Origin of the sequence: Porphyromonas pogonae (assembly GCF_036320655.1) — a bacterium.
Taxonomy (GTDB): domain Bacteria; phylum Bacteroidota; class Bacteroidia; order Bacteroidales; family Porphyromonadaceae; genus Porphyromonas; species Porphyromonas pogonae.
Genome location: NZ_CP143258.1, coordinates 1,351,694 through 1,372,537, shown reverse-complemented (window position 1 = coordinate 1,372,537; position 20,844 = coordinate 1,351,694). Strand labels below are relative to the sequence as shown.

General features: G+C 39.1%; 12 protein-coding genes, 1 pseudogene and 1 CRISPR repeat array (1 of these 14 running past the window's edge). Of the genes and pseudogenes, 6 read left to right on the top strand and 7 right to left on the bottom strand.

Annotated elements, in window-relative coordinates:
* The first annotated feature begins 104 nt into the window (after positions 1 to 104).
* Complete coding sequence (locus VYJ22_RS05270) at positions 105 to 1,793, top strand: putative transporter (protein ID WP_329905475.1); 1,689 nt, start codon at positions 105 to 107, stop codon at positions 1,791 to 1,793.
* A 9-nt stretch (positions 1,794 to 1,802) separates the two neighbouring features.
* Entirely contained in the window at positions 1,803 to 2,522 is a 720-nt protein-coding gene (locus VYJ22_RS05265) for a tRNA1(Val) (adenine(37)-N6)-methyltransferase (RefSeq protein WP_329905474.1), read from the top strand.
* A 902-nt stretch (positions 2,523 to 3,424) separates the two neighbouring features.
* Here the strand turns inward: VYJ22_RS05265 and VYJ22_RS05260 are convergent.
* Positions 3,425 to 3,523, bottom strand: a pseudogene (locus VYJ22_RS05260) (helix-turn-helix domain-containing protein); the annotation flags it as partial.
* Positions 3,524 to 3,528: 5 nt separating this feature from the next.
* Between VYJ22_RS05260 and VYJ22_RS05255 the strand changes: the two are divergent.
* Positions 3,529 to 5,982: a helix-turn-helix domain-containing protein gene (locus VYJ22_RS05255; RefSeq protein ID WP_329905473.1), complete on the top strand. Its 2,454-nt coding sequence runs from the start codon at positions 3,529 to 3,531 to the stop codon at positions 5,980 to 5,982.
* Positions 5,983 to 5,984: 2 nt separating this feature from the next.
* Here the strand turns inward: VYJ22_RS05255 and VYJ22_RS05250 are convergent, their stop codons facing one another.
* Genes VYJ22_RS05250 through VYJ22_RS05235 form a run of 4 tightly spaced genes read right to left on the bottom strand, consistent with a single transcriptional unit; the run spans position 5,985 to position 10,857 of the window.
* Entirely contained in the window at positions 5,985 to 6,776 is a 792-nt protein-coding gene (locus VYJ22_RS05250; RefSeq protein ID WP_329905472.1) for a DUF4249 family protein, read from the bottom strand.
* A 47-nt stretch (positions 6,777 to 6,823) separates the two neighbouring features.
* Positions 6,824 to 9,316: a TonB-dependent receptor gene (locus tag VYJ22_RS05245; RefSeq protein WP_329905471.1), complete on the bottom strand. Its 2,493-nt coding sequence runs from the start codon at positions 9,314 to 9,316 to the stop codon at positions 6,824 to 6,826.
* Positions 9,317 to 9,351: 35 nt separating this feature from the next.
* Positions 9,352 to 10,299: a FecR family protein gene (locus VYJ22_RS05240; protein WP_329905470.1), complete on the bottom strand. Its 948-nt coding sequence runs from the start codon at positions 10,297 to 10,299 to the stop codon at positions 9,352 to 9,354.
* Between the two features lie 24 nt (positions 10,300 to 10,323).
* Entirely contained in the window at positions 10,324 to 10,857 is a 534-nt protein-coding gene (locus VYJ22_RS05235) for an RNA polymerase sigma-70 factor (protein WP_329905468.1), read from the bottom strand.
* Positions 10,858 to 11,035: 178 nt separating this feature from the next.
* Here VYJ22_RS05235 and VYJ22_RS05230 point away from each other — a divergent pair, with 178 nt between their 5' ends.
* Entirely contained in the window at positions 11,036 to 12,343 is a 1,308-nt protein-coding gene (locus VYJ22_RS05230) for an IS5 family transposase (protein ID WP_329905467.1), read from the top strand.
* A gap of 75 nt (positions 12,344 to 12,418) precedes the next feature.
* Here VYJ22_RS05230 and VYJ22_RS05225 read toward each other — a convergent pair whose 3' ends face one another.
* The gene (locus VYJ22_RS05225) at positions 12,419 to 13,006 is read right to left on the bottom strand and encodes a hypothetical protein (RefSeq protein WP_329905466.1); all 588 of its coding nucleotides are present in this window, start codon (positions 13,004 to 13,006) and stop codon (positions 12,419 to 12,421) included.
* A gap of 379 nt (positions 13,007 to 13,385) precedes the next feature.
* On the opposite strand from VYJ22_RS05225, the gene VYJ22_RS05220 reads away from it, so the two are divergent.
* The gene (locus tag VYJ22_RS05220; protein ID WP_329905465.1) at positions 13,386 to 14,309 is read left to right on the top strand and encodes a TIGR01777 family oxidoreductase; all 924 of its coding nucleotides are present in this window, start codon (positions 13,386 to 13,388) and stop codon (positions 14,307 to 14,309) included.
* Positions 14,310 to 15,343: 1,034 nt separating this feature from the next.
* Here the strand turns inward: VYJ22_RS05220 and VYJ22_RS05215 are convergent.
* Positions 15,344 to 15,481: a hypothetical protein gene (locus VYJ22_RS05215; protein WP_329905463.1), complete on the bottom strand. Its 138-nt coding sequence runs from the start codon at positions 15,479 to 15,481 to the stop codon at positions 15,344 to 15,346.
* 1,461 nt (positions 15,482 to 16,942) lie between these two features.
* Between VYJ22_RS05215 and VYJ22_RS05210 the strand changes: the two genes are divergently transcribed.
* Positions 16,943 to 18,292 carry an IS4 family transposase gene (locus VYJ22_RS05210; protein ID WP_329905462.1) on the top strand — a complete coding sequence of 450 codons (1,350 nt, stop codon included), beginning with the start codon at positions 16,943 to 16,945 and terminating at the stop codon, positions 18,290 to 18,292.
* 73 nt (positions 18,293 to 18,365) lie between these two features.
* Positions 18,366 to 20,844: direct repeats of the CRISPR family, unit length 32 nt; unit sequence GTTTCAATTCACGCACCCGTAAAGGGTGCGAC (it continues 79 nt past the right edge of the window).

Below are 20,844 nucleotides of genomic sequence, written 5' to 3'. Positions count from 1 at the left end.
AGACTATTTCCAGCTTTAAAACCTTGAAAAAAAGTATTACTTTTGTAAGCGCATGGAAGAAGGCAATGATTAAACATTAAATAAAAAACAATAATGTAATAATTATGACTTCACAAGAACAAGCCGATTGGCTCAGTTATCTCATTTTTGGCACTGGAACAGCCCACTCTATATTATTATTAGCACTTGTAATCACCTTTGGCGTGATTCTTGGGCGCATTAAAATAGGAGGAATCTCATTGGGCGTAACTTTTGTCCTCTTTGTTGGCATTATATTCGGGCATTTCGGAATCACGATGAAACAAGATGTAATGCACTTCTTCAAAGAATTCGGACTCATCTTATTTGTATACTCCATAGGTTTGCAAGTAGGTCCCGGATTTTTCTCATCCCTCAAAAAAGGCGGGCTCAAACTCAATCTTATAGCAATAGGTATAGTGTTACTGGGTGTTATTACCACAGTGAGTATCGCCTTTATTTCGGGTACGGATATGCCCACAATGGTAGGTGTGCTTTCAGGAGCTATCACTAATACACCGGGATTGGGTGCTGCCCAGCAAGCCTTCTATGACATATTCAGAGTGGAAAACACCAATATTGCTTTGGGCTATGCCGTTGCATATCCTCTTGGGGTGCTTGGTATCATATTCACCACCATAATACTCAAACATATTTGTAAGATCGACCTCAAAAAAGAGGAAGAAAAACTTATCAATGAAGAGCCGGACACGCACACAGCCGTACCTGTATCTTTAATTGTGAGAAATCCTGCACTCTACGGACAGAAGATAGGTAAGATCAATTCTTTGCTGGGAAACCTCAGCTTTGTGATATCCCGTCACTGGTGTAATAAAACAAATAAAATATCCATAGCTCGCGCTGATACAGAACTAAACGAAGGAGACAAGGTCTTTGTGATTACCAGTCCGCAAGACTCAGAACTTCTCAAAAACTACTTCGGAGAAGAAATATCCATGGATCGGAAACAATGGATCCCTACGGAAACTAATCTGATAAGTCGTAGATTCGTTGTCACCAACAAAGAAATCAACGGCAAACAGCTAGGCTCTTTAAGACTCAGACAAATCGAAGGGGTGAATGTAACCCGTATCAACAGAGCAGGAGTAGAGATGGTGGCTAGGCCCGAACTTTTGCTCCAGATGGGGGATCGTCTTACCATTGTAGGGAGTGAAGCTTCCATGCCCAAAATCAAAGAGATCATAGGAGACTCAGTAAAAAGACTCAACGAACCTAATATGGTGGGTATATTCTTGGGTATTGCTTTAGGTGTACTTCTGGGTGTTATTCCGTTTAACTTCCCGGGCATCCCCCAACCCGTAAAATTAGGACTGGCAGGAGGACCTCTCATTATTGCTATCCTTATGGGTGCGTTCGGTTATAAATATAACATTATTACTTATACTACGCCAAGTGTCAACCTCATGCTACGCGAATTCGGAATCACTATATTCTTGGCATGTGTGGGACTCGGAGCGGGAGAAGGCTTTGTGGAAACCATAGTTAGTGGCGGTTATAAATGGATCGGATACGGCGTTATTATCACGATACTACCCTTACTCATAATGGGTATTCTGGCACTTAAGGTCTGGAAAGTAAACTACTACACCCTTAGCGGACTTATTGCCGGTAGTACAACAGACCCACCGGCCTTGGCTTATGCCAATTCAAGTGCAACTAATGATGCTCCGGCTGTGGGATATGCCACCGTATACCCGCTAACGATGTTTTTGAGGGTACTTTCGGCTCAACTCTTAATCATATTCTTCTGCTAAACGAGATTCATGGCGAATGAATATTTCGACTTCAAGAATTTCCGCATAGAACAATCAGACTGTGCCATGAAAGTAGGTACAGACAGTGTTTTATTCGGTTGTTGGGCGGGTACTCCGGCAAAGTCGCCTTACATTCTTGATATCGGGTGTGGTACAGGTGTACTCTGTCTTTTTTTAGCCCAAAGATATCCCGAAGCTATGATTATAGGTATAGAGATAGATCCTCGAGCAGCCCAACAAGCCCATAGAAATATTAATAACAGTAAGTATAAAGACAGGATCAGCATAGTAAATGCTGATTTCCTGTCATACTCCCCAGATATTACTTTTGATCTGATTATAAGCAATCCTCCCTACTTCAAGAGTTCATTGCAAGCTCCACAATCACAAAGAAGCCAAGCTCGTCATGAAGAGTGTGGATTAAGCATAGAGAGCCTTTTATCGCATGCTTGTACGCTACTCAAAGACGATGGTGAGATAGCCCTGATCACTCCTCATCCTCGCTTGGAAGATCTAAGAAGTTATGCTGCTTACAATAGGATAAAACCCTCTCGTATCACTCATGTACAGAGTAAGCCTGACAAACAACCGTCAAGATTATTATCATCATGGTGCAAAGCCTACAACTCAAAAGCAGGTTACAAGGAAACAACCTTGATCTTAAATGATCCTGACAATAAAAGATCAAAAGAATTTATGGCTTTGACCTCTGATTTTTATATCAAATAACGTCCTGCACCACACTCTTTTCAGAAAACGAGTGAAATTCTGAGAAATAAATATAGTAAGGGGTTGACTAAGATAGTCCTTGAATGTAATCAATATTGAAACACAATGTACATGCAGTCTACCGGCTTTGTTATATTCAGGGAAATCAAACCCATTCACAAGTGACACTTTATTACAATTGATGGCTGTTTATGAGAGATAGAAATATTATCATAATGCTCACCATAAGCTCATATTAAAACCTAAATATCATTTAATATGGATAGCCTGAATCAATAAGACACTCCACATCTATCCCCCAATCACAAGTGTGAGCGATCTATTGACTCCGCGTATTTTTGTAACTACGTCATGATCTTTTCTTAGTTAGGTTTTACTTTTTTCTTAGTTAGGAAAGTCAAGTGACGTAGTTACAAAAATAATACAATGCAGTTAGAAAAAAATTGCATTGTAGTTAGGTTTTTACACACTTGAAGTACGGAAATAAAAAACCGCAAATGGAACTAATGTATCCCACTTGCGGATTTTTTGAGCTATATCTTGGTGTGATTAGCTCAGGATTGACATTTTGATATTATTGTCAGACTACTCTATTCTGACACTTTGTATCCTTATCAAAGTTATCACTCATATCCCCCCCTCCAAAGTAACCGTGGATTACAGATATGCTTGTGGAGTATAGTGTGGTTGTTAGTCTCATATTGCGCTTTATTAATTACAGATTTGAGTAGAATTCCAATAAAAAGGTAAATTATCCTGACACGGCAAAGATACAACATCAGCCCCCCCTTTGTCAAGAGGACAGATAGATTTTTTTCAAATACGGATTTGAGTATATCACCATAATTTAGAGATTTACCCTATTGAGATAGTTGCAAAATCATACAGCTCCTTTGGCTCTATTTATTGTCTCTCAATCTCTTCAAATGTTCCTTTTCAGTTGAGTAATCTCTATGTGCAAACAGCAAAAAGGCATCCTCCTTTTGAATATCATAGATGATTATAAATGAATAATCTATCCATGGAAGAGGTTCATAAATATTATTTGTACCTTTGGTTGAGAAACAAAACGATGAAGGGTGCACACTGCTGGAGGATAGACTTTGAGTTTTATTTACCTGCTTATTTTACCCCCAAATACATCAAGGCATCCTATACACTCTCGAATCTCAAGATTATGGAAATACAAGAGTATATATCAGAATTTATAAATCACACCAACCAAAATATTTTTCTCACTGGTAAAGCAGGTACAGGTAAAACCACCCTGCTGCGCTATATCACGGAACATACTTATAAAAACTGTGTGGTAGCAGCACCTACCGGTATCGCTGCCCTAAACGCAGGCGGTATCACATTGCATTCTCTTTTTCAGATTCCATCAGCTACTTTCATCCCTGAAGAGTTGAGCTTTACCCAACAAGATATTTCATACAATATTATCACTCCGGTTAGCTTTTGGCGACGCACCAAGATGCACGACAATAAGCGCAGATTACTCCGAAATATGGAACTGCTCATCATAGATGAAGTGAGCATGCTACGGGCTGATACATTGGATTTGATAGATATGATCCTAAGACGCATAAGAAAGTCGACCCAACCATTTGGAGGAGTACAAGTCCTTTTTATAGGAGATTTGTTGCAGCTTCCACCCGTAGTGAAGGCTTCAGAATGGAATATTATGAGCAAATATTATTCGGGAATATTCTTCTTCCATGCACAAGTGATCACAAAGTTTCCTCCGTTGTACATGGAATTGGAAAAAGTGTTTCGCCAAAGCGATAACACTTTTATATCATTACTTAATAATTTAAGGACTAATCAAATAGGCACAAATGATATCGCTATACTAAACAAACATGTCGATATACATTTCGATAGCACCCAACATCCCGGATACATTACGCTCACAACTCACAATTACAAAGCAGAACTGATAAACAAACGAGGTATGGATACCCTTGCAGGAAAGATAATGGAATATAAAGCCAAAACAGAAGGCGAATTTCCAGAGTATCTGTATCCAACAGAATCTACACTCGCACTCAAAGAAGGTGCGCGTGTGATGATTCTCAAAAACGATACATCCCAACCGCGTCGATATTACAATGGGAAGTTAGGAACAATACAAACACTCAGTGCCAAGCAGGTTAAGGTGAAACTTGATGATTCCGATCTATCAATCGATATAGAACCATATGAATGGCAAAATATCAGGTACACTTTGGATGCAGAAACAAATGAGCCGGGGCAAGAAGTTATCGGAACTTTCAGGCAGTATCCATTACGGGCAGCTTGGGCCATTACAATACACAAGAGTCAAGGTTTGACATTTGATAAGGCAGCATTGGATCTGGAAGATATTTTTGCATCAGGGCAGGCTTACGTAGCATTGTCAAGGTTGAGAAGCCTTGAGGGTACGGTTTTACTATCCGAAGTGAAAAACAAAGCCATAGTTGTCCCCAAAGATATTATGACATATAAAGAACACAAAAATAGTATCGAACAGCTGGAGCAGCAACTCGCAGTTTATAAAATAAAGTATTGGAAAGAACAAACTATTCTATCGTTTGAATGGACAAGCTTATCAGAACAATGGCGAAAGCATAGCTTCGGATACAAAGCAGAGACAGATCGAAGTGTTAAAAGCAATTACGGTGATTGGGCAAATGAACAGTCAGCACATGTAGATGAGCTGAGGAAAATAGCTTTGAAGTTTTGTAAACAATTGATCGCATTATGGTCAGAAACTTCGATTGACATGACCATGATTAATAATAGAATAAAGAGAGCCGTGGAGTATTTTACGCCTCACTTTAAAGAAATAGCCTCAAGTGTATTAAAAATCCAAAAGGAGGCAAAGAATCAGAAAAAAACAAAACAATACGTCAAAGAGCTGGAAAGTCTTTATCATATCACCACAGATGAAATGCGTCTTCTATATCGTATAAAAGGAGCAGTGGAAGCTCTGACCAAAGGGACTGTTCCTGATCGCCAAGAATTGAGAATCGATACGATGATGGGAGTCTTTCATAAAGATTGTGCTGATATAGCCGGCTTGAATGAAACTGAATTAGATGTAATGGATCATAACCACCTTAAAAGAAAATCTACAGAACGCAAAGTTAGCACTCAGCAACAAACTCTCCTATTATGGCGCTCAGGCAAAAAAATTGACGAGATAGCTTCAGAAAGAAATCTGAAGCCTGATACCATATACAATCATTTGGCTTTTCTCTTGGAGCATGGTGAAATTGAGAGCAAAGACATCATTTGTCAGGAAATAGTAGATGAGCTCATGCCTTTATTCACCAAAACACAAACTCGCGTAGAACTCAAAACACTCTTTGAAGCAACCCAAGGCAAATACCCATACAGCCTACTCAACCTGTACCGAGCTTATTTCGTTTGGAAAAAGAAAACAGAAAACCATAAAAAAGCAACAACAGACCAATAAGATTACTTATTAGGAGGAAGAGAGAGCTTTATTTTAGATTCATAAGTAGATGTTCCTCCTATAATACCTAAGAACATAGGATTTTGAGGAGATAGGATAGCCGAGTTTTCCGGAGATGTTTTCTGTATTTCATAGCTGTATAGATAATCATAAAACTCTTTTTCTACTCTCCTTATTCTCAATGACAAAGAGTCTCTTTCATCATAATTGGAATAATCTATATTGAAAAGCAACTCCTTGGGGCGATGAATATGAGTTCGTTTCACAAAAATTCTTTTATAAGGTGGTTTAATCTCATTATAAAGAATATTGTCACTATACTCATCCAGACATTGGATACTCATAAGAGACTGTTTGCCGGACTTTAGATTATAAGGAAACTCAATTATATAATACTCATCATTAGTTATATTATCTTCAAATGTAATAAAGGCATTGAAAAACTCATAATCCAAGTAAAAAGAAATACTATCCTTAACTTTTATCTTAGGTGGTATTTCAAACTTATTAATTATGTATTCATTGTTGCAAACTATCCTTAGAAAATATAAAGAAGGGTATTCCAAATGATACTTTGATTCCCAAATATGTTTTTCCGTATTCTTGAGCTCTGTAAGCACATTGCCATCTCTGTCTTCTATATATACAGTTTTGACTTTACTATCATAGGGGACTTTTTCGCTATTAATATACATACGAATAGGTTTTCCCAATGAAAATTCGGCTAGGACTTCCACCTTATTTTGATCAGTCTTTTTCAAGTCGACCTTAGAATAGTCTATACAACTAGCCACACATAATGCTAAAGACATTAAACACATTAACCGCTTCATATATAACCTCAAAATTGAAAACTATAACTAATGTACGGAAAACATTGCGGAAGTCGAGCTTCCTTCACCCAGATTTCACCTTTGGATTCTTTCACAGATTTGGAAAATGGCTTTTCTCTGCCCAAAATATTATTTAGGCCCAATTTAAGTAAATGGGCTTTCTTGTCACTCATTTGCTTATGAAACACATATCCGATATTAAGTTGATAATTATTGGGTAGTTTATAATTATTAATATGACTGATCAGAAATGTTCCATCAGCATCAAAGTTTCGTTCAATACCCATAATTTCATCAATATCTTTGATCTTGTAATCAGGGATAGTTATATACCCACCACTGCTTGCCGCAAAATGTAGTGTGACTCCATGATTTTTGGCCAAATTGTAATAGATACCGCCTTTGAGTGTGTGACGCTGGAAGTCAGATGAATAATATTTATCATTATTAATCCCGTCAAACTTTTCTTTAAATATATTCCATGTGTAAGATACATTGAATTTCAACCTATCATACATCCCTGTATAAGACATCTCCAGACCTTGTCCGTTCTTCTGTCCCGTAGTAATCTTCCTCTGCAAATCCAAAGCAATCCTATTACCCAGAATATCCTGGTAGAACCTATATCTCAAGATATCATTCTGCTCATTCATAAAGAGCGTAGCTTTAAACTCCTCTTTCCCTCCACGCAAAGATTGCTTTATACCCACTTCATACAGCTGCGAGCTTGACGGATTAAATTTATTGGAACTGGGAATTCTAAGTTCATAGGGAACACTGATCTTTTGTACAGATAATTGGTGATAAAACTGCCCCATCTCGGAAAATCCTGCATAAATAAGCGTTCCGTCCACCGGCTGATATATAAGTTGCAAACGAGGTTGCAAGTTATTTATAACATCACTGCCAATGATATACAAATTGTAGTTCAGACCTATGTTGAGGCTGAATTTCTCACTGTATTTTATCTTATTCTCAAAATACAGAGAAAGAAGTGAAGATCTCTTCCAATTTTTGGGGTCACTGTACAGGCTACTTATACTGAAGGATGGGTAACTGAAATGCTTTTGGCTGAATCTTACCCCCATTTTAATCTTATAATGTTTACCGAAATATTGTAGACTGCTATGTAATAAATACTCTTGAATAGAATATTTTAGATCCTCCAGTTCTTCTACACGATCTTTTTCCAAAACAATTTGCTTAAGAAATCGATTGTAGAATTTGCTGTAAGAGATATTGGTATTGCCAAACAACTTGTCAGAGAAGAAATGATTCCATCGGAAAGACAGTAGAGAGTTTGACCACCAAAGACTTTCTTTGTAATTTTCAGGTACATCAAAGCTCAGATCTCTGAGGTTGTCTCTACCGGTATATCCACTGAGATAAATATGATCTTTATCTGAAATTTTATAATTGGCCTTGAAATTCAGATCATATAACGAAGCATTGCTACTATCTTCCTTATCCCAGAACCTGCTAAGATAATTAATGAGACTCCGCCTGCCTGAAAAGATAAATGAACTTTTGTTTTTGACAATAGGCCCTTCGCAGAATAAACCTGCATTTACAAGGTCAATAGAGCACCCGCCATGGAACTTTGTCATATTTCCTTCGCGCATCATGATGTCTACTACAGAACTCAAACCGCCCTCATAACGAGCAGGAAATAGACCTTTGTAAAAGTCTACATTTTTCAAGATGTCAGGGTTGAATATAGATATAATACCGGAAAAATGATTATAATTATAAACAGGAACCTCATCAAACAATACTAAATTTTGATCCGGACTCCCTCCTCTGACCTGCAACCCTGTAAAGGAGGTCAAGGATCCGTCTACACCCGAAATAAACTGAAGCTGCTTCATGATATCATTTACACCCAAGAAGGAAGATGATACAGATGAGGTTTGGGCATTCATATTGATCTTTTCCTCAATGTTAACATTATTACGCATAACATTGAGAGGCTTGAGAACATATGTTTTCTCAAATAGATAAAAGTCTTTTTTGGTATCGCCTGTAATGTTAATCTTGAATACCAAGGGTTGATAACCAACATAATTAACTTTCACAATATGCTCACCGTGAGAAAGATTGACACAGTAATAGCCATACTTGTTAGATACGTCTCCTGAAAAGGATTGATCTATACTTACCGAGGCTCCAATAAGAGATTCATGAGAAGAACTCTCATAAATACTTCCACTCAAAGTATAGATTGGCGGATTATAAGTTATTATGATTTTATTGCTTTTTAACGACCAGTTGTAATATACCCCGGGGAGTATTGCTTTGAGTAAGTTATTTACAGATATCTTATCCTCGTTGATTGTGACTTTGCGGTTTAACGAAATCTCCTTGGGGTTGTACGAGAGAATAAACCCTTCTTTCTCAATATCCTTCAACCATTGGTGTACTGTCTGCGTTTGCATGCAACAATGGGTGGTAATCTGATAATCGAGCGTAAAAGAAGATTGGGCATAAAGTCTTATGCCCATACAAAGAAGTATAGTAACTGTTAATGGTATCCTCTTTAGTTTTCGCATTTCAGGTTCGATATCACTACATCTTTGCCATGTATAGTATAGTCGAAATGAAGTAACATTTGCAATTCCTTCATTGCATCATCCAAAGACTCTGTGGTAAAGGTTGTTGTTATCAAACATTTTCCGTCTACCGGTTGCTGCAATACGATATTAGCATCATAATAGTTACTCATGTCTCTCAATACTATTCTAAAATCGGTCTTATCAAACACCAATTTACTATTCTTCCATGACATATAGTTCTGTGAGCGGCTTTTATTTTTTGATATGGACGAATTACCACTTACATATACCCCTTGCTCACCGGGTAGAAGTTCGACTTTTTGTGTTTGAGTCTGAAGCTCAACCTTACCGGTCTTTACATTTACCATAGTGAAATTCTCAGGAGCATTGACATCAAAAGAAGTACCCAAAACTTTCACGATAGCGTTATCTGTTGTGATAACAAATGGATGCACAGTATCTCGCGATACTTCAAAGAAAGCTTGTCCTTTGAGCGTCACAGTTCTGTTTTTTACGAATTGTTTTTTGTATTTGATTGATGAGTTTTTATTCAGTGTGATAGCAGAGCCATCGATCATGGCAATAGTCTTGATATGATCACCTGAAGAAATTTCATATATTGGATTATAGAGATAGTTAAATGCTATTGAGATTACAGCGATCACACATGCTGCAATCCCAACCCAACGAAACAAGGGGATTTTGGTCACTTGTTTTTTGCCGGATATTCTATTTTTTATTTTCTGATAGGCTTTTTCAACGTTTATTTCCCAATGAGAGTCTGATGCCTCCTGTTCCCAAGACATAAACTTTTTTATATCCTCATACTCCTTGGGATTATCCTTGATCCATACTTCAAGAATTTTTTGTTCTTCCTGAGTCAGACTTTCGGAAACGAAGTGTTTGGCCAATATATTTTCGATCGTATTCATTCTGTTTCTGTTATTTTATCTTTCTCAGGATTCAATTAGAAATGCTATAATAAGAATAAAATATTGTGGATGGTCTTTAGCGAATTGTCTTATAATTTTGATAGCTTTACCCATTTGATTTTCGATAGTTTTTATCGACAAATTGAGTTCGTTCGCAATCTCCTGATATGTCTTGCGTTTTATTTTACTCAATTCAAATATTTCTCTACATTTCGGTGGAAGCAATGACAAAGCTTGTGATATTATTTTAACGGCATCAGGCTTTTCCTCATATGATTCTTCCACGATATCATGTTCATGCAAAGAGATATTATCATCGAAAGAAATATCTGAGTTTTTCTGCCTCAAATAATCAATGCATCTATTCCTGACTACAAGTGTGAGGTATGCCCCAGGATTGGAAACATTGTCTAAACGATGTTTTTCCCAAAGGTTCAGAAAACACTCCTGCACAATATCCTCGCAGGTATCTTTATTCGGGATCATTTTAAGAGCAATGTGACAAAGCCTTGCATAATGATCATAAAACAGTTCTTTAAAACGTTCTTTATCTTGCATGAGGGGTACCAGGGTAGGGCTGATTGTATATCGATAGTTCTTGTTTACATACGCTAATTTAGTTAGTCGCCCCTTAAAATCGCGTTTATTTTCTGATATACAGTGAATTACATTCTTATACTCTTTGATAAATCTGCAAGTTTTTGTATCTTTGGATGTAGAAACTTGCAGATTTTTTATGATACGCCCTACTCAAACAGTTCAATCTCTATTCTCTTCGCTGGACGATTTGCTTAACCAGCAACATCCTCTGTATAAACTTTCCCATAAAATCGATTGGAAAAGGTTCGAAGAGGCTTTTTCTTCCTTGTATTGCCCTGACAATGGTCGTCCCGGTAAGCCTATTCGTTTAATGTGTGGTCTTTTAATTCTGAAGCATTTGCGCAATATTTCAGATGAATCTGTTGTAGAACAATGGAGTGAGAACGCTTATTTTCAATATTTTTGTGGCATGCAGGAGTTTACTCCTTCCTTTCCCTGCAATGCCTCGGAACTGGTTCACTTCCGCAAACGTATCGGCGAAAGAGGGATAGAGCTTATTCTTGCAGAAAGTATTCGTGTGAATGATGACAAAAATGAGAAGGATCACCACGATACCGCTTTTATAGACTCCACCGTGCAGGAAAAGAATGTGACTTATCCTACAGATGCCAAGTTGCATAAGAAGATAGTAGGCAAGGTTCTCAAAATCGTAAGGGCTCTCAATCTACCCATTCGTCAAAGCTATACTTTCGTATTGAAAAGAATTTATCGGGATCAACGTTTTCGCAACCATCCCAAGAACCGTAAGAAAGCTCTTAAAGCGGATAAACGGTTACGAACAATAGCGGGACGTTTGGTTCGGGAACTTAAACGAAACCTGGGTAATAACAGGGAGTACGACAAACTCATTTCCCTCTTTGAAAGGATTCTTTCGCAACGGCGTAATTCCACTCAAAAGATTTATTCTATTCATGAACCGGATGTTCAATGCATCAGTAAAGGTAAGGAGCACAAAAAATATGAGTTTGGAAACAAAGTCTCGATTATACGCTCCATGACGGGAGTGATTTTGGGAGCCTCTTCTTTCCGTAATGAGTATGACGGACATACCATAGAGCAAAGCCTCGATCAGGTGAAGAGACTCACGGGAGAAAGGATTAAGAAATTGGCCGGAGATAGAGGTTACCGTGGGAAAAAAGAAATAAACGGTACGCAAATATTGATTCCTGACACTCCAAAAGCTAAAGACAGTTATTATCAACGTAAAAAGAAGCATCGACTTTTCTGCAAGCGTGCAGGAATAGAACCAACTATCGGACATTTGAAGTCAGATTATCGCTTAGGACGTAACTTTTACAAAGGGCTCTTCGGGGATGCTATCAATGTAATGTTAGCTGCAGCGGCATATAACTTCAAAAGAGCCATGAAGCTTCTTTTGTACCTAATAAACAAAATCAGCGAAACACTCCCAATGGAGAGGATTGCGCTGAAATGTGCTTTTTAAGGGACGACTAGTTAGAATTTAAGACAAAAAGAAATCAACCCGCTAATGCAAGGTTGATTTCCCAATCATCGATAATCAAAAGTTTAGAGTTAGACCTGTTGTTATTATCCCCTTATAACCATAGCCGAGTTCTATGAAAGCCCCAAATCCTATAACTCCGGCTCGTAGAGCTATTGGATTGACCTGATATGCAAGCTCCGCTCTATTAGGGCTTTCCGGTTGTGAATACATCATTACCCCCATACTTGCCGAGCCATAAATATTAAACAATGAACTCCGGTAATAAGAAAAATCGCCCGTAGGCATAAACAACAGCCTATTATGATCAATACTGTATATTGGTATAGTGGAATTTTCTGATTTATATACATCTTCCCTTGCTAAAGAATAAGTCAAATCGAAACCTACACCAAACACATCCCAATTATAGCGATAACCAACCCCGATCATGCCTGATGATATGATTTGGGAATATTCACCCCTATCCGTTATCTTATTAGGCATGTCAGGAGTCAATATTTCACTTATTTTTCTGTCATATCCTGTACTGTAAAATATTTTTAATCCTGTTTGTTTTATTTCTTGAGCCTTCAAAGAGACACTCATCACAGGAATCTGGGCAACCCATAGCAATAACAACAATGCTTTTTTCAAAGGTTTCATCTTATCCTATTTAAATATCTCTCTACATCTTACGTAATCAAAGTCTACGCTTAAGACCTATGATACACTTATAAGACGTAAATATCTGTAAAAACCCCTATTTCTTTTTTATGAAATTTTAGGTATTATGCTATACATAAATAGATGATCACCGAGTGATTATTCTCATTTCTCTGATTACTAAGCTAAAACCATACTTCGATCAGAATAACTCTCATTACGTTATAGTAAAATAAAAGATTATCAACTAATTTTGCATAAGGTAAAATATGTCAAATTTGATCATCGATAATATTATGGCAACCTTGCAACTTTGCCTACTCCTGTAACGTTATATTATAAAACAGAACAACATATACTGAAGTGCTTTATGGATGAAATGAAGAAAAAACATACTGTATTGATTACCGGAGCCACAGGGCTTATCGGGAAAAAGCTTTCGACACAGCTGCAAGGCGAAGGGCATACAGTCAAATGGCTTTCAAGAGATAGATATGAAGGCCCGGATGCTCCTAATGGTGGAGTATTTTATTGGAATCTGGATTCAAAGGTCATCGAAGAAAGAGCTTTTGAAAATGTAGATACCATCATACATCTTGCCGGAGCCAACATTGGAGAGCAGCGATGGACTGCTGATCGTAAAAGGGAGATTATGCGAAGTCGCATAGTATCAGCCCGACTCATTTTCAACAAGCTCAAGGTGATGAATCACTCTGTAAAGACTTTTATATCAGCATCAGCTATTGGATACTACGGAGCAGTTACAAGACAAGTGATTTTTGATGAGACCTCACCTATGAGCAATGATTTTCTCTCCAAGACATGCTTCCTTTGGGAACGAGAAGCACACAAGTTTGAGGAGTTGGGAATCCGTACCGTTATATTCCGTAACGGTGTAGTGCTATCCAAAGATGGCGGTCTCTTACCCAAAATGATCATTCCCGTGAAGTTCGGCATCAATTTACCCATGGGAACAGGGCATCAATACATCAATTGGATTCACATTGATGATATTGTAAGAATATACATAAAAGGTGTTGAAGATGAGAACTTGGTAGGAGTTTATAATGCAGTAGCTCCCGGACCACTGACAAACGAACAGTTTATGTATGCTCTATCCTATGCCAAAGGTGGCGAGCGCATCCATATCAAGATGCCCGAAGCTATTCTCAAAACATGCCTTGGCGAGATGTCTCAGCTTATTCTGGAGGGAACTCGAGTATCTGCTGAAAAGATTAAATCTACAGGATTCATTTTTGAATACCCCTCTCTCAACAAAGCTCTACATGAGTGTATAGATTGACCCTCTTTCATTCCTTATCAGAGTATGACTTGGGTGTAAGCATCACAGGCAAAATACATAAATTCGATTTATGAAATGCTCATTTAATGAGCAATTTGCCCCTGATCCTTACACCCAAGTCTCGTTAATAATCATAGTCTGACGTATTATGAGACCGTTGCATAGCAGGCAAATTGCTTCGTTGCTTGCGAGATTCGCGCTTGGTCATTTACCTGAAGTAAACTCCCTGTGCTCTCACTCTTAGCGCCTTGCACTTTACCTTCTCTGCCCGGTCAAAGTGTCTTTTGTCGGCTTTGCCTCCAAAATCCACAAGACTGTTGACTTTTGCAACAGTCTCATTATATAAAATATTTGCTCCACCTCTTGACAAAGGGGGGTAGCATGTTGTATATTTGTTGATATATTTATTTACTATACATACCAATTACACAGAATCAATATACAGGCTACAACACATTTATAAAGATTAAGAAATGAAAACGAGAATAAATGCTATTATAGAATCAAATGAAAATAGATACTCATTCGTACTATATCGATATACGCTTGTGAAGCATTCCAATCTTACATATAGTCATATTTAAAACTCTAAAGAAAAATATCAAAATGTAAGATTGTAAGTAACAATATACAAAACAAACAAAAGATCCGCAAATAGGCGTTTATACCCTATTTGCGGATCTTTTTGTTTGGCGCATACGTATAGTTACATTAGGGCTGTCTTATAACTAAAACACATTGGTTTATTAACTAAGACAGTTTAGTTTTTTAACTAAGGGTTTGGAGTTTGTTAGTTAAGAAAAAACAGTAACGTAACTAAGAAAGATTCAGAGTGTAGCTACAAAAATATATAGAGCTAATTCAACCTTAGGAATAAAGACCAATCATCCATCAGAATTATCATTCCGACAGAATAAACACAACAACAAAGACATATAGACAGAATAATAAACAAATATAAAACATAATCACTTTTCACACACAATCTATAATTCATCTAAAAAATATCACTTTGTTTATTTTAACTTAGGTTTTCAAAAAAGAATGAAATGAATATAATACTTGAGTTTGATAAGCAAAAGTCTACATTCTGAGAAAAAGAGCGATGTATTTTGAGACCGTTGCATAGCAGGCAAATTGCTTCGTTGCTTGCGAGATTCGCGCTTGGTCATTTACCTGAAGTAAACTCCCTGTGCACTCACTCTTAGCGCCTTGCACTTTACCCTCTCTGCCCGGTCAAAGTGTCTTTTGTCGGCTTTGCCTCCAAAATCCACAAGACTGTTGACTTTTGCAACAGTCTCTTTTTGAACATTGGACTCAGTCGACTACACAAGAGAAGAGCTTTAAGTAATACTTACCCGTGTATTTTAATAGCATTGACACTGTTGCATAGAAGAAAAAGAGGTGCAAAGGGAAGTTGTGTTTTAGAGTATCTCGATAGTTTCCCTGAACTTGTAGATCTCCCGCGATCCCGCTACAATGGAATTAAAGTTATTGGCCCTAAATCGGATTACTTCTATTATGCAAACCAAGGTCCAACTCTAAAAGATTGATATAGTAACACCCCTTTATCAAACAGAAGTCTTTGGTCATGAGATATGATAAATCCTGCTTCCTGATCAAAAGCTTTTACGCTCTTTAAACTATGAGAGTGCTCAAACTACTGATTTCTGATCTATCACCTAATTCTAATTATTAGTGTCCGCTAAAAGTTTTTCTGTCCTGCAATCCTCGAAATATTAATCGGACAGCCATGTTTTGGGATCATTTATCTCCTTTTTTATGAAGGATAATAGCTATATGATTATCAATAGACGTGTTTAGCTTCGTTTGAGCGCTTTTATGGGCCAGATTTCAAGGATATTTTGTCAGACAGCCGATCAACAAAGGAGTAGAGGGTCTTATTTCTTCCCCCAATAGGCAAAACAGAGCGCTGAAAAGAGACCGAAACGCCTTAGGGAGGATTGTTCAAAAATCAAAAAAGCCTAATTTGTCTGTAAGTTAGAAGTACGTAAATCAAGTTTAGCGAACACTAATAAATTCTAATGTATGACCCAACACCTAGGTAAAACATATATATGCCCATGTCTTAGCTTTTTGTTTTTCCAGATACATGATAAGAAAGTGAAAGATTGACTTCAACGAGAAGTAAGTCTTTCACTTTCTTATTATCACAATCTATACACTATCCCGAACTTAGTGTATAGATCACAGGACTTTACTCAACAGCAATAAATGGAATCCAGTCGAAAGGGTTAGTTTCAATTCACGCACCCCTAAAGGGTGCGACTTAGCAGTATTGAGGAAAAGCAATAAGACCCCATGTTTCAATTCACGCACCCGTAGGAGCTGCGACTCCAAATATAGGAAATATTCTCTTTTTATACGAATCTCAATTTACCGATAGAGGGTCAACAGCACACAAATTTTACAAACAATAATTAAAAACTATTTCAATTCCCCCTCCCGTAAACTAATCTATACACATATCTCAACGATTTAACATACTTTTATTCAATTTCTTGCATTGTATCCTCGTTGTTTTTTCGTATCTTTATATATGTAACTTAACATTTTCAGGCGTCATAAAAGATGCACGTATCGCTAAGCGATTATATTTCGTCTTGGCAGCAATGACACGTCGTGTGGACGGGGTCATGAACAGTTGTTTTAAGAATCATGCAGAAAGGCAGGGGGCTTATCGACTCCTAAATAATAAAAGATGGAAAATGGATCAGTTTTTGGACTGCGTTACCGCAAATAGCGCACAATGTTGCAAAGATCTTAAGCATGTGCTTTGCATTCAGGATACTACAGAGTTTACTTTTGATAATATCAGTGGCAGATTAAACCCTAATGACGAAGATTATGGGTATGGAACCAACAAGAGTTCGGAGTACAGCATCTTTGCTCATCCTTGCTTGCTCTTTGACCCTGAGACAGAAACCCCTATGGGTTATAGTTCGATTGAGTTGTATAACAGAGATCGCAAAGACGCACGCCAGAAGAAACAGCTGCGTAAAAAACTTGGATTTAATGAGAAAGAATCGTCTCGTTGGGCTGCATCGGCTAAAATGGCAAACGCGAATTTGCCAGAAAATTTACGTAAAACCATGGTGGGTGATCGTGAGAATGATATCTACACCGTCATGAGTAAGACGTTGGAAGAAGGATGTGATTTTCTGATTCGCTCCATTCACAATCGGCTTCTCGAGGGAGATTCAAAATCTAAAAAAGAACGTATCATCGAATGGTTGGATAAACAACCGGTTAGTTTCAGTTGCACATCCCAGATCACTAGGCAAAATGGGCGTAAACCTCGCAAGGCGTTGTTCGACGTCAAATATGCACCAGTCACTTTCGGCAACACAGGTAATGGTAAAGACGATGTTTCAAAGAGTATTAGCTGCCACTACGTTCATGTCAGAGAAGATGCCGGTAGCGTTCCCGAGGGTGAAAAGCCTATCGAATGGCGTTTGCTCACCTCGCACGAAGTAAAGAGTAAGGAAGATGCACTCCGGATTATACAGTGGTACAAGTATCGATGGCATATCGAAGAAGTCTTTAGATTAATGAAAACCAAAGGCTTGGGTATTACCTCTGCCCAATTAGAAAACGGTATGGCGATGAAAAAGCTTATGGCAATGGGGTTCTATGTTGTGCTAAAGTGTATGACTCTAAAGAAAAAATATGACACTGCCAATGAGAGCGTTTCATGTAATCGACTCTTTACAGAGGAAGAGTGCGAGATGCTGCATCTAGAGATGGAAATGCTACATAAAGAGTCTCCTCGATCAAAAGATGGGAATAATCCTTTTCGGGAAGATTCGTTAGCTTGGGCTTCGTGGATAATAGCCCGACTGGGATCATGGAAAGCTTATGTAAAATCTGGCGGACCTCCAGGATATAATACCATGTGCAAAGGTCTAAAGGTTTTCCATGAGCACCTCACTGTACTATCTTTCATGAAACAAAAAAATTAAAAGATGTGTATAAAGATTAGTCCCGTAAAGGGTGCGACACTACATGACTTCACTGATATTTGAGCCGGGTGCTGTTTCAATTCACGCACCCGTAAAGGGTGCGACCATCACATTCGAGGTAACCGATCAGGTATGGGGTGTTTCAATTCACGCACCCGTAAAGGGTGCGACTTCGAAGTCTCTGCCATTCAGATCGCCGGAGGCGTTTCAATTCACGCACCCGTAAAGGGTGCGACGTCTTCTTCTTGCTTAGCTCTAATCTTCTTGTCGAGGTTTCAATTCACGCACCCGTAAAGGGTGCGACCTTTGTCCTCATCTTGAGTTGTTGCCATTCAATGTTTCAATTCACGCACCCGTAAAGGGTGCGACGATGTTGAAGGTCTTGCAGAAGATTACAACTTCCATGTTTCAATTCACGCACCCGTAAAGGGTGCGACTTACGAGGGGATGGGTACACCACACCATACTACAAGTTTCAATTCACGCACCCGTAAAGGGTGCGACTCATCGGGTCTGCACTATACTGATTGATCTTGATGTTTCAATTCACGCACCCGTAAAGGGTGCGACATGTTTGGCTTATACGTCCTCTATAGTTACCAGTTGTTTCAATTCACGCACCCGTAAAGGGTGCGACAGTAATACGAGTAGCATGTTCACCATTTGTTGCAGCGTTTCAATTCACGCACCCGTAAAGGGTGCGACTGCCGTTGACCTGTATTGTGATCCCCGAGTCCGTGTTTCAATTCACGCACCCGTAAAGGGTGCGACATGTTTGGCTTATACGTCCTCTATAGTTACCAGTTGTTTCAATTCACGCACCCGTAAAGGGTGCGACAGTAATACGAGTAGCATGTTCACCATTTGTTGCAGCGTTTCAATTCACGCACCCGTAAAGGGTGCGACTGCCGTTGACCTGTATTGTGATCCCCGAGTCCGTGTTTCAATTCACGCACCCGTAAAGGGTGCGACGCAGACGGCCACGGAGATTAGGTCAGAAGTTGCTGTTTCAATTCACGCACCCGTAAAGGGTGCGACTTATATTGTTTTCTGTAATAATTATTACGCAATGTTTCAATTCACGCACCCGTAAAGGGTGCGACTTGCCGTTGACCTGTATTGTGATCCCCGAGTCCGTGTTTCAATTCACGCACCCGTAAAGGGTGCGACTTTGAGCAAAGATGTAAGCCCTATTGTAATAAGCGTAGTTTCAATTCACGCACACGTAAAGGGTGCGACTCCGAGGTGCGCCCAATTCGCAACACATGAGTGGTGTTTCAATTCACGCACCCGTAAAGGGTGCGACACCCAAGATTGTACCACCTTAGTGGTTATGTCGGCGTTTCAATTCACGCACCCGTAAAGGGTGCGACCGTGATAGACCGAGCGCTGTCGCTCGAATTCGCGCTTTCAATTCACGCACCCGTAAAGGGTGCGACGCACCCATTTACCACCTACATTAGCCTTAAAATGTTTCAATTCACGCACCCGTAAAGGGTGCGACACCCTGAGGGTGTTCTTTCCCTCAAATTATAAAATGTTTCAATTCACGCACCCGTAAAGGGTGCGACCAAGCCTACCGGTTGTAGTCTTGCCACAAGATATGTTTCAATTCACGCACCCGTAAAGGGTGCGACGTTTATCAAAACTATTTTTTTCTACCTTAGTTGGTTTCAATTCACGCACCCGTAAAGGGTGCGACCAACATGTCGATGGACAGGAGCAGCATCTACAGAGTTTCAATTCACGCACCCGTAAAGGGTGCGACTTAAGACTGCAGAGTCCAGAATTACGCAGACGGCGGTTTCAATTCACGCACCCGTAAAGGGTGCGACTAAGATATACATAGAATCATGTAACAACAACGACGTTTCAATTCACGCACCCGTAAAGGGTGCGACAAGGTTGCACAACAAGGCACATCCGGCAAGCAATGTTTCAATTCACGCACCCGTAAAGGGTGCGACTTGATTTGTGTGGTGCTTATGGTATAGACATAGAGTTTCAATTCACGCACCCGTAAAGGGTGCGACAGTCTGGTTTGTGTGGGGGGCTTCAGGGGGAGGGAGTTTCAATTCACGCACCCGTAAAGGGTGCGACTTACCGCTGCGTTATCTTGAGCATCCTCTAAGGGTTTCAATTCACGCACCCGTAAAGGGTGCGACATTAATTGTGTTTATCTCGTTGTAGTCCCCTCCGAGTTTCAATTCACGCACCCGTAAAGGGTGCGACTAATCTATTGACATTAATATCAAACACGTATAAGTTTCAATTCACGCACCCGTAAAGGGTGCGACAAGGTGGCTCTTATCACTCAGACGTCTGTCACGGCGTTTCAATTCACGCACCCGTAAAGGGTGCGACGATGCTGTTCAGGGACTACACGTCCGTATCTGATGTTTCAATTCACGCACCCGTAAAGGGTGCGACCTTTTGCGGAGCCGTTCGGTGAGGATGTCTCTAAGTTTCAATTCACGCACCCGTAAAGGGTGCGACTGAAAAACAGCGTGCAGAGTGTAGGTACATATACAAGTTTCAATTCACGCACCCGT

What these genes read in the sequence shown, in the direction of transcription:
- VYJ22_RS05215 (WP_329905463.1), bottom strand. Translation starts at nt 15,481, where the DNA reads ATGACCAAGCGCGAATCTCGCAAGCAACGAAGCAATTTGCCTGCTATG.
- VYJ22_RS05235 (WP_329905468.1), bottom strand. Translation starts at nt 10,857, where the DNA reads ATGCAAGATAAAGAACGTTTTAAAGAACTGTTTTATGATCATTATGCA.
- VYJ22_RS05240 (WP_329905470.1), bottom strand. Translation starts at nt 10,299, where the DNA reads ATGAATACGATCGAAAATATATTGGCCAAACACTTCGTTTCCGAAAGT.
- VYJ22_RS05255 (WP_329905473.1), top strand. Translation starts at nt 3,529, where the DNA reads ATGAATAATCTATCCATGGAAGAGGTTCATAAATATTATTTGTACCTT.
- VYJ22_RS05230 (WP_329905467.1), top strand. Translation starts at nt 11,036, where the DNA reads ATGATACGCCCTACTCAAACAGTTCAATCTCTATTCTCTTCGCTGGAC.
- VYJ22_RS05270 (WP_329905475.1), top strand. Translation starts at nt 105, where the DNA reads ATGACTTCACAAGAACAAGCCGATTGGCTCAGTTATCTCATTTTTGGC.
- VYJ22_RS05220 (WP_329905465.1), top strand. Translation starts at nt 13,386, where the DNA reads ATGAAGAAAAAACATACTGTATTGATTACCGGAGCCACAGGGCTTATC.
- VYJ22_RS05225 (WP_329905466.1), bottom strand. Translation starts at nt 13,006, where the DNA reads ATGAAACCTTTGAAAAAAGCATTGTTGTTATTGCTATGGGTTGCCCAG.
- VYJ22_RS05210 (WP_329905462.1), top strand. Translation starts at nt 16,943, where the DNA reads ATGACACGTCGTGTGGACGGGGTCATGAACAGTTGTTTTAAGAATCAT.
- VYJ22_RS05245 (WP_329905471.1), bottom strand. Translation starts at nt 9,316, where the DNA reads ATGGGCATAAGACTTTATGCCCAATCTTCTTTTACGCTCGATTATCAG.
- VYJ22_RS05265 (WP_329905474.1), top strand. Translation starts at nt 1,803, where the DNA reads ATGGCGAATGAATATTTCGACTTCAAGAATTTCCGCATAGAACAATCA.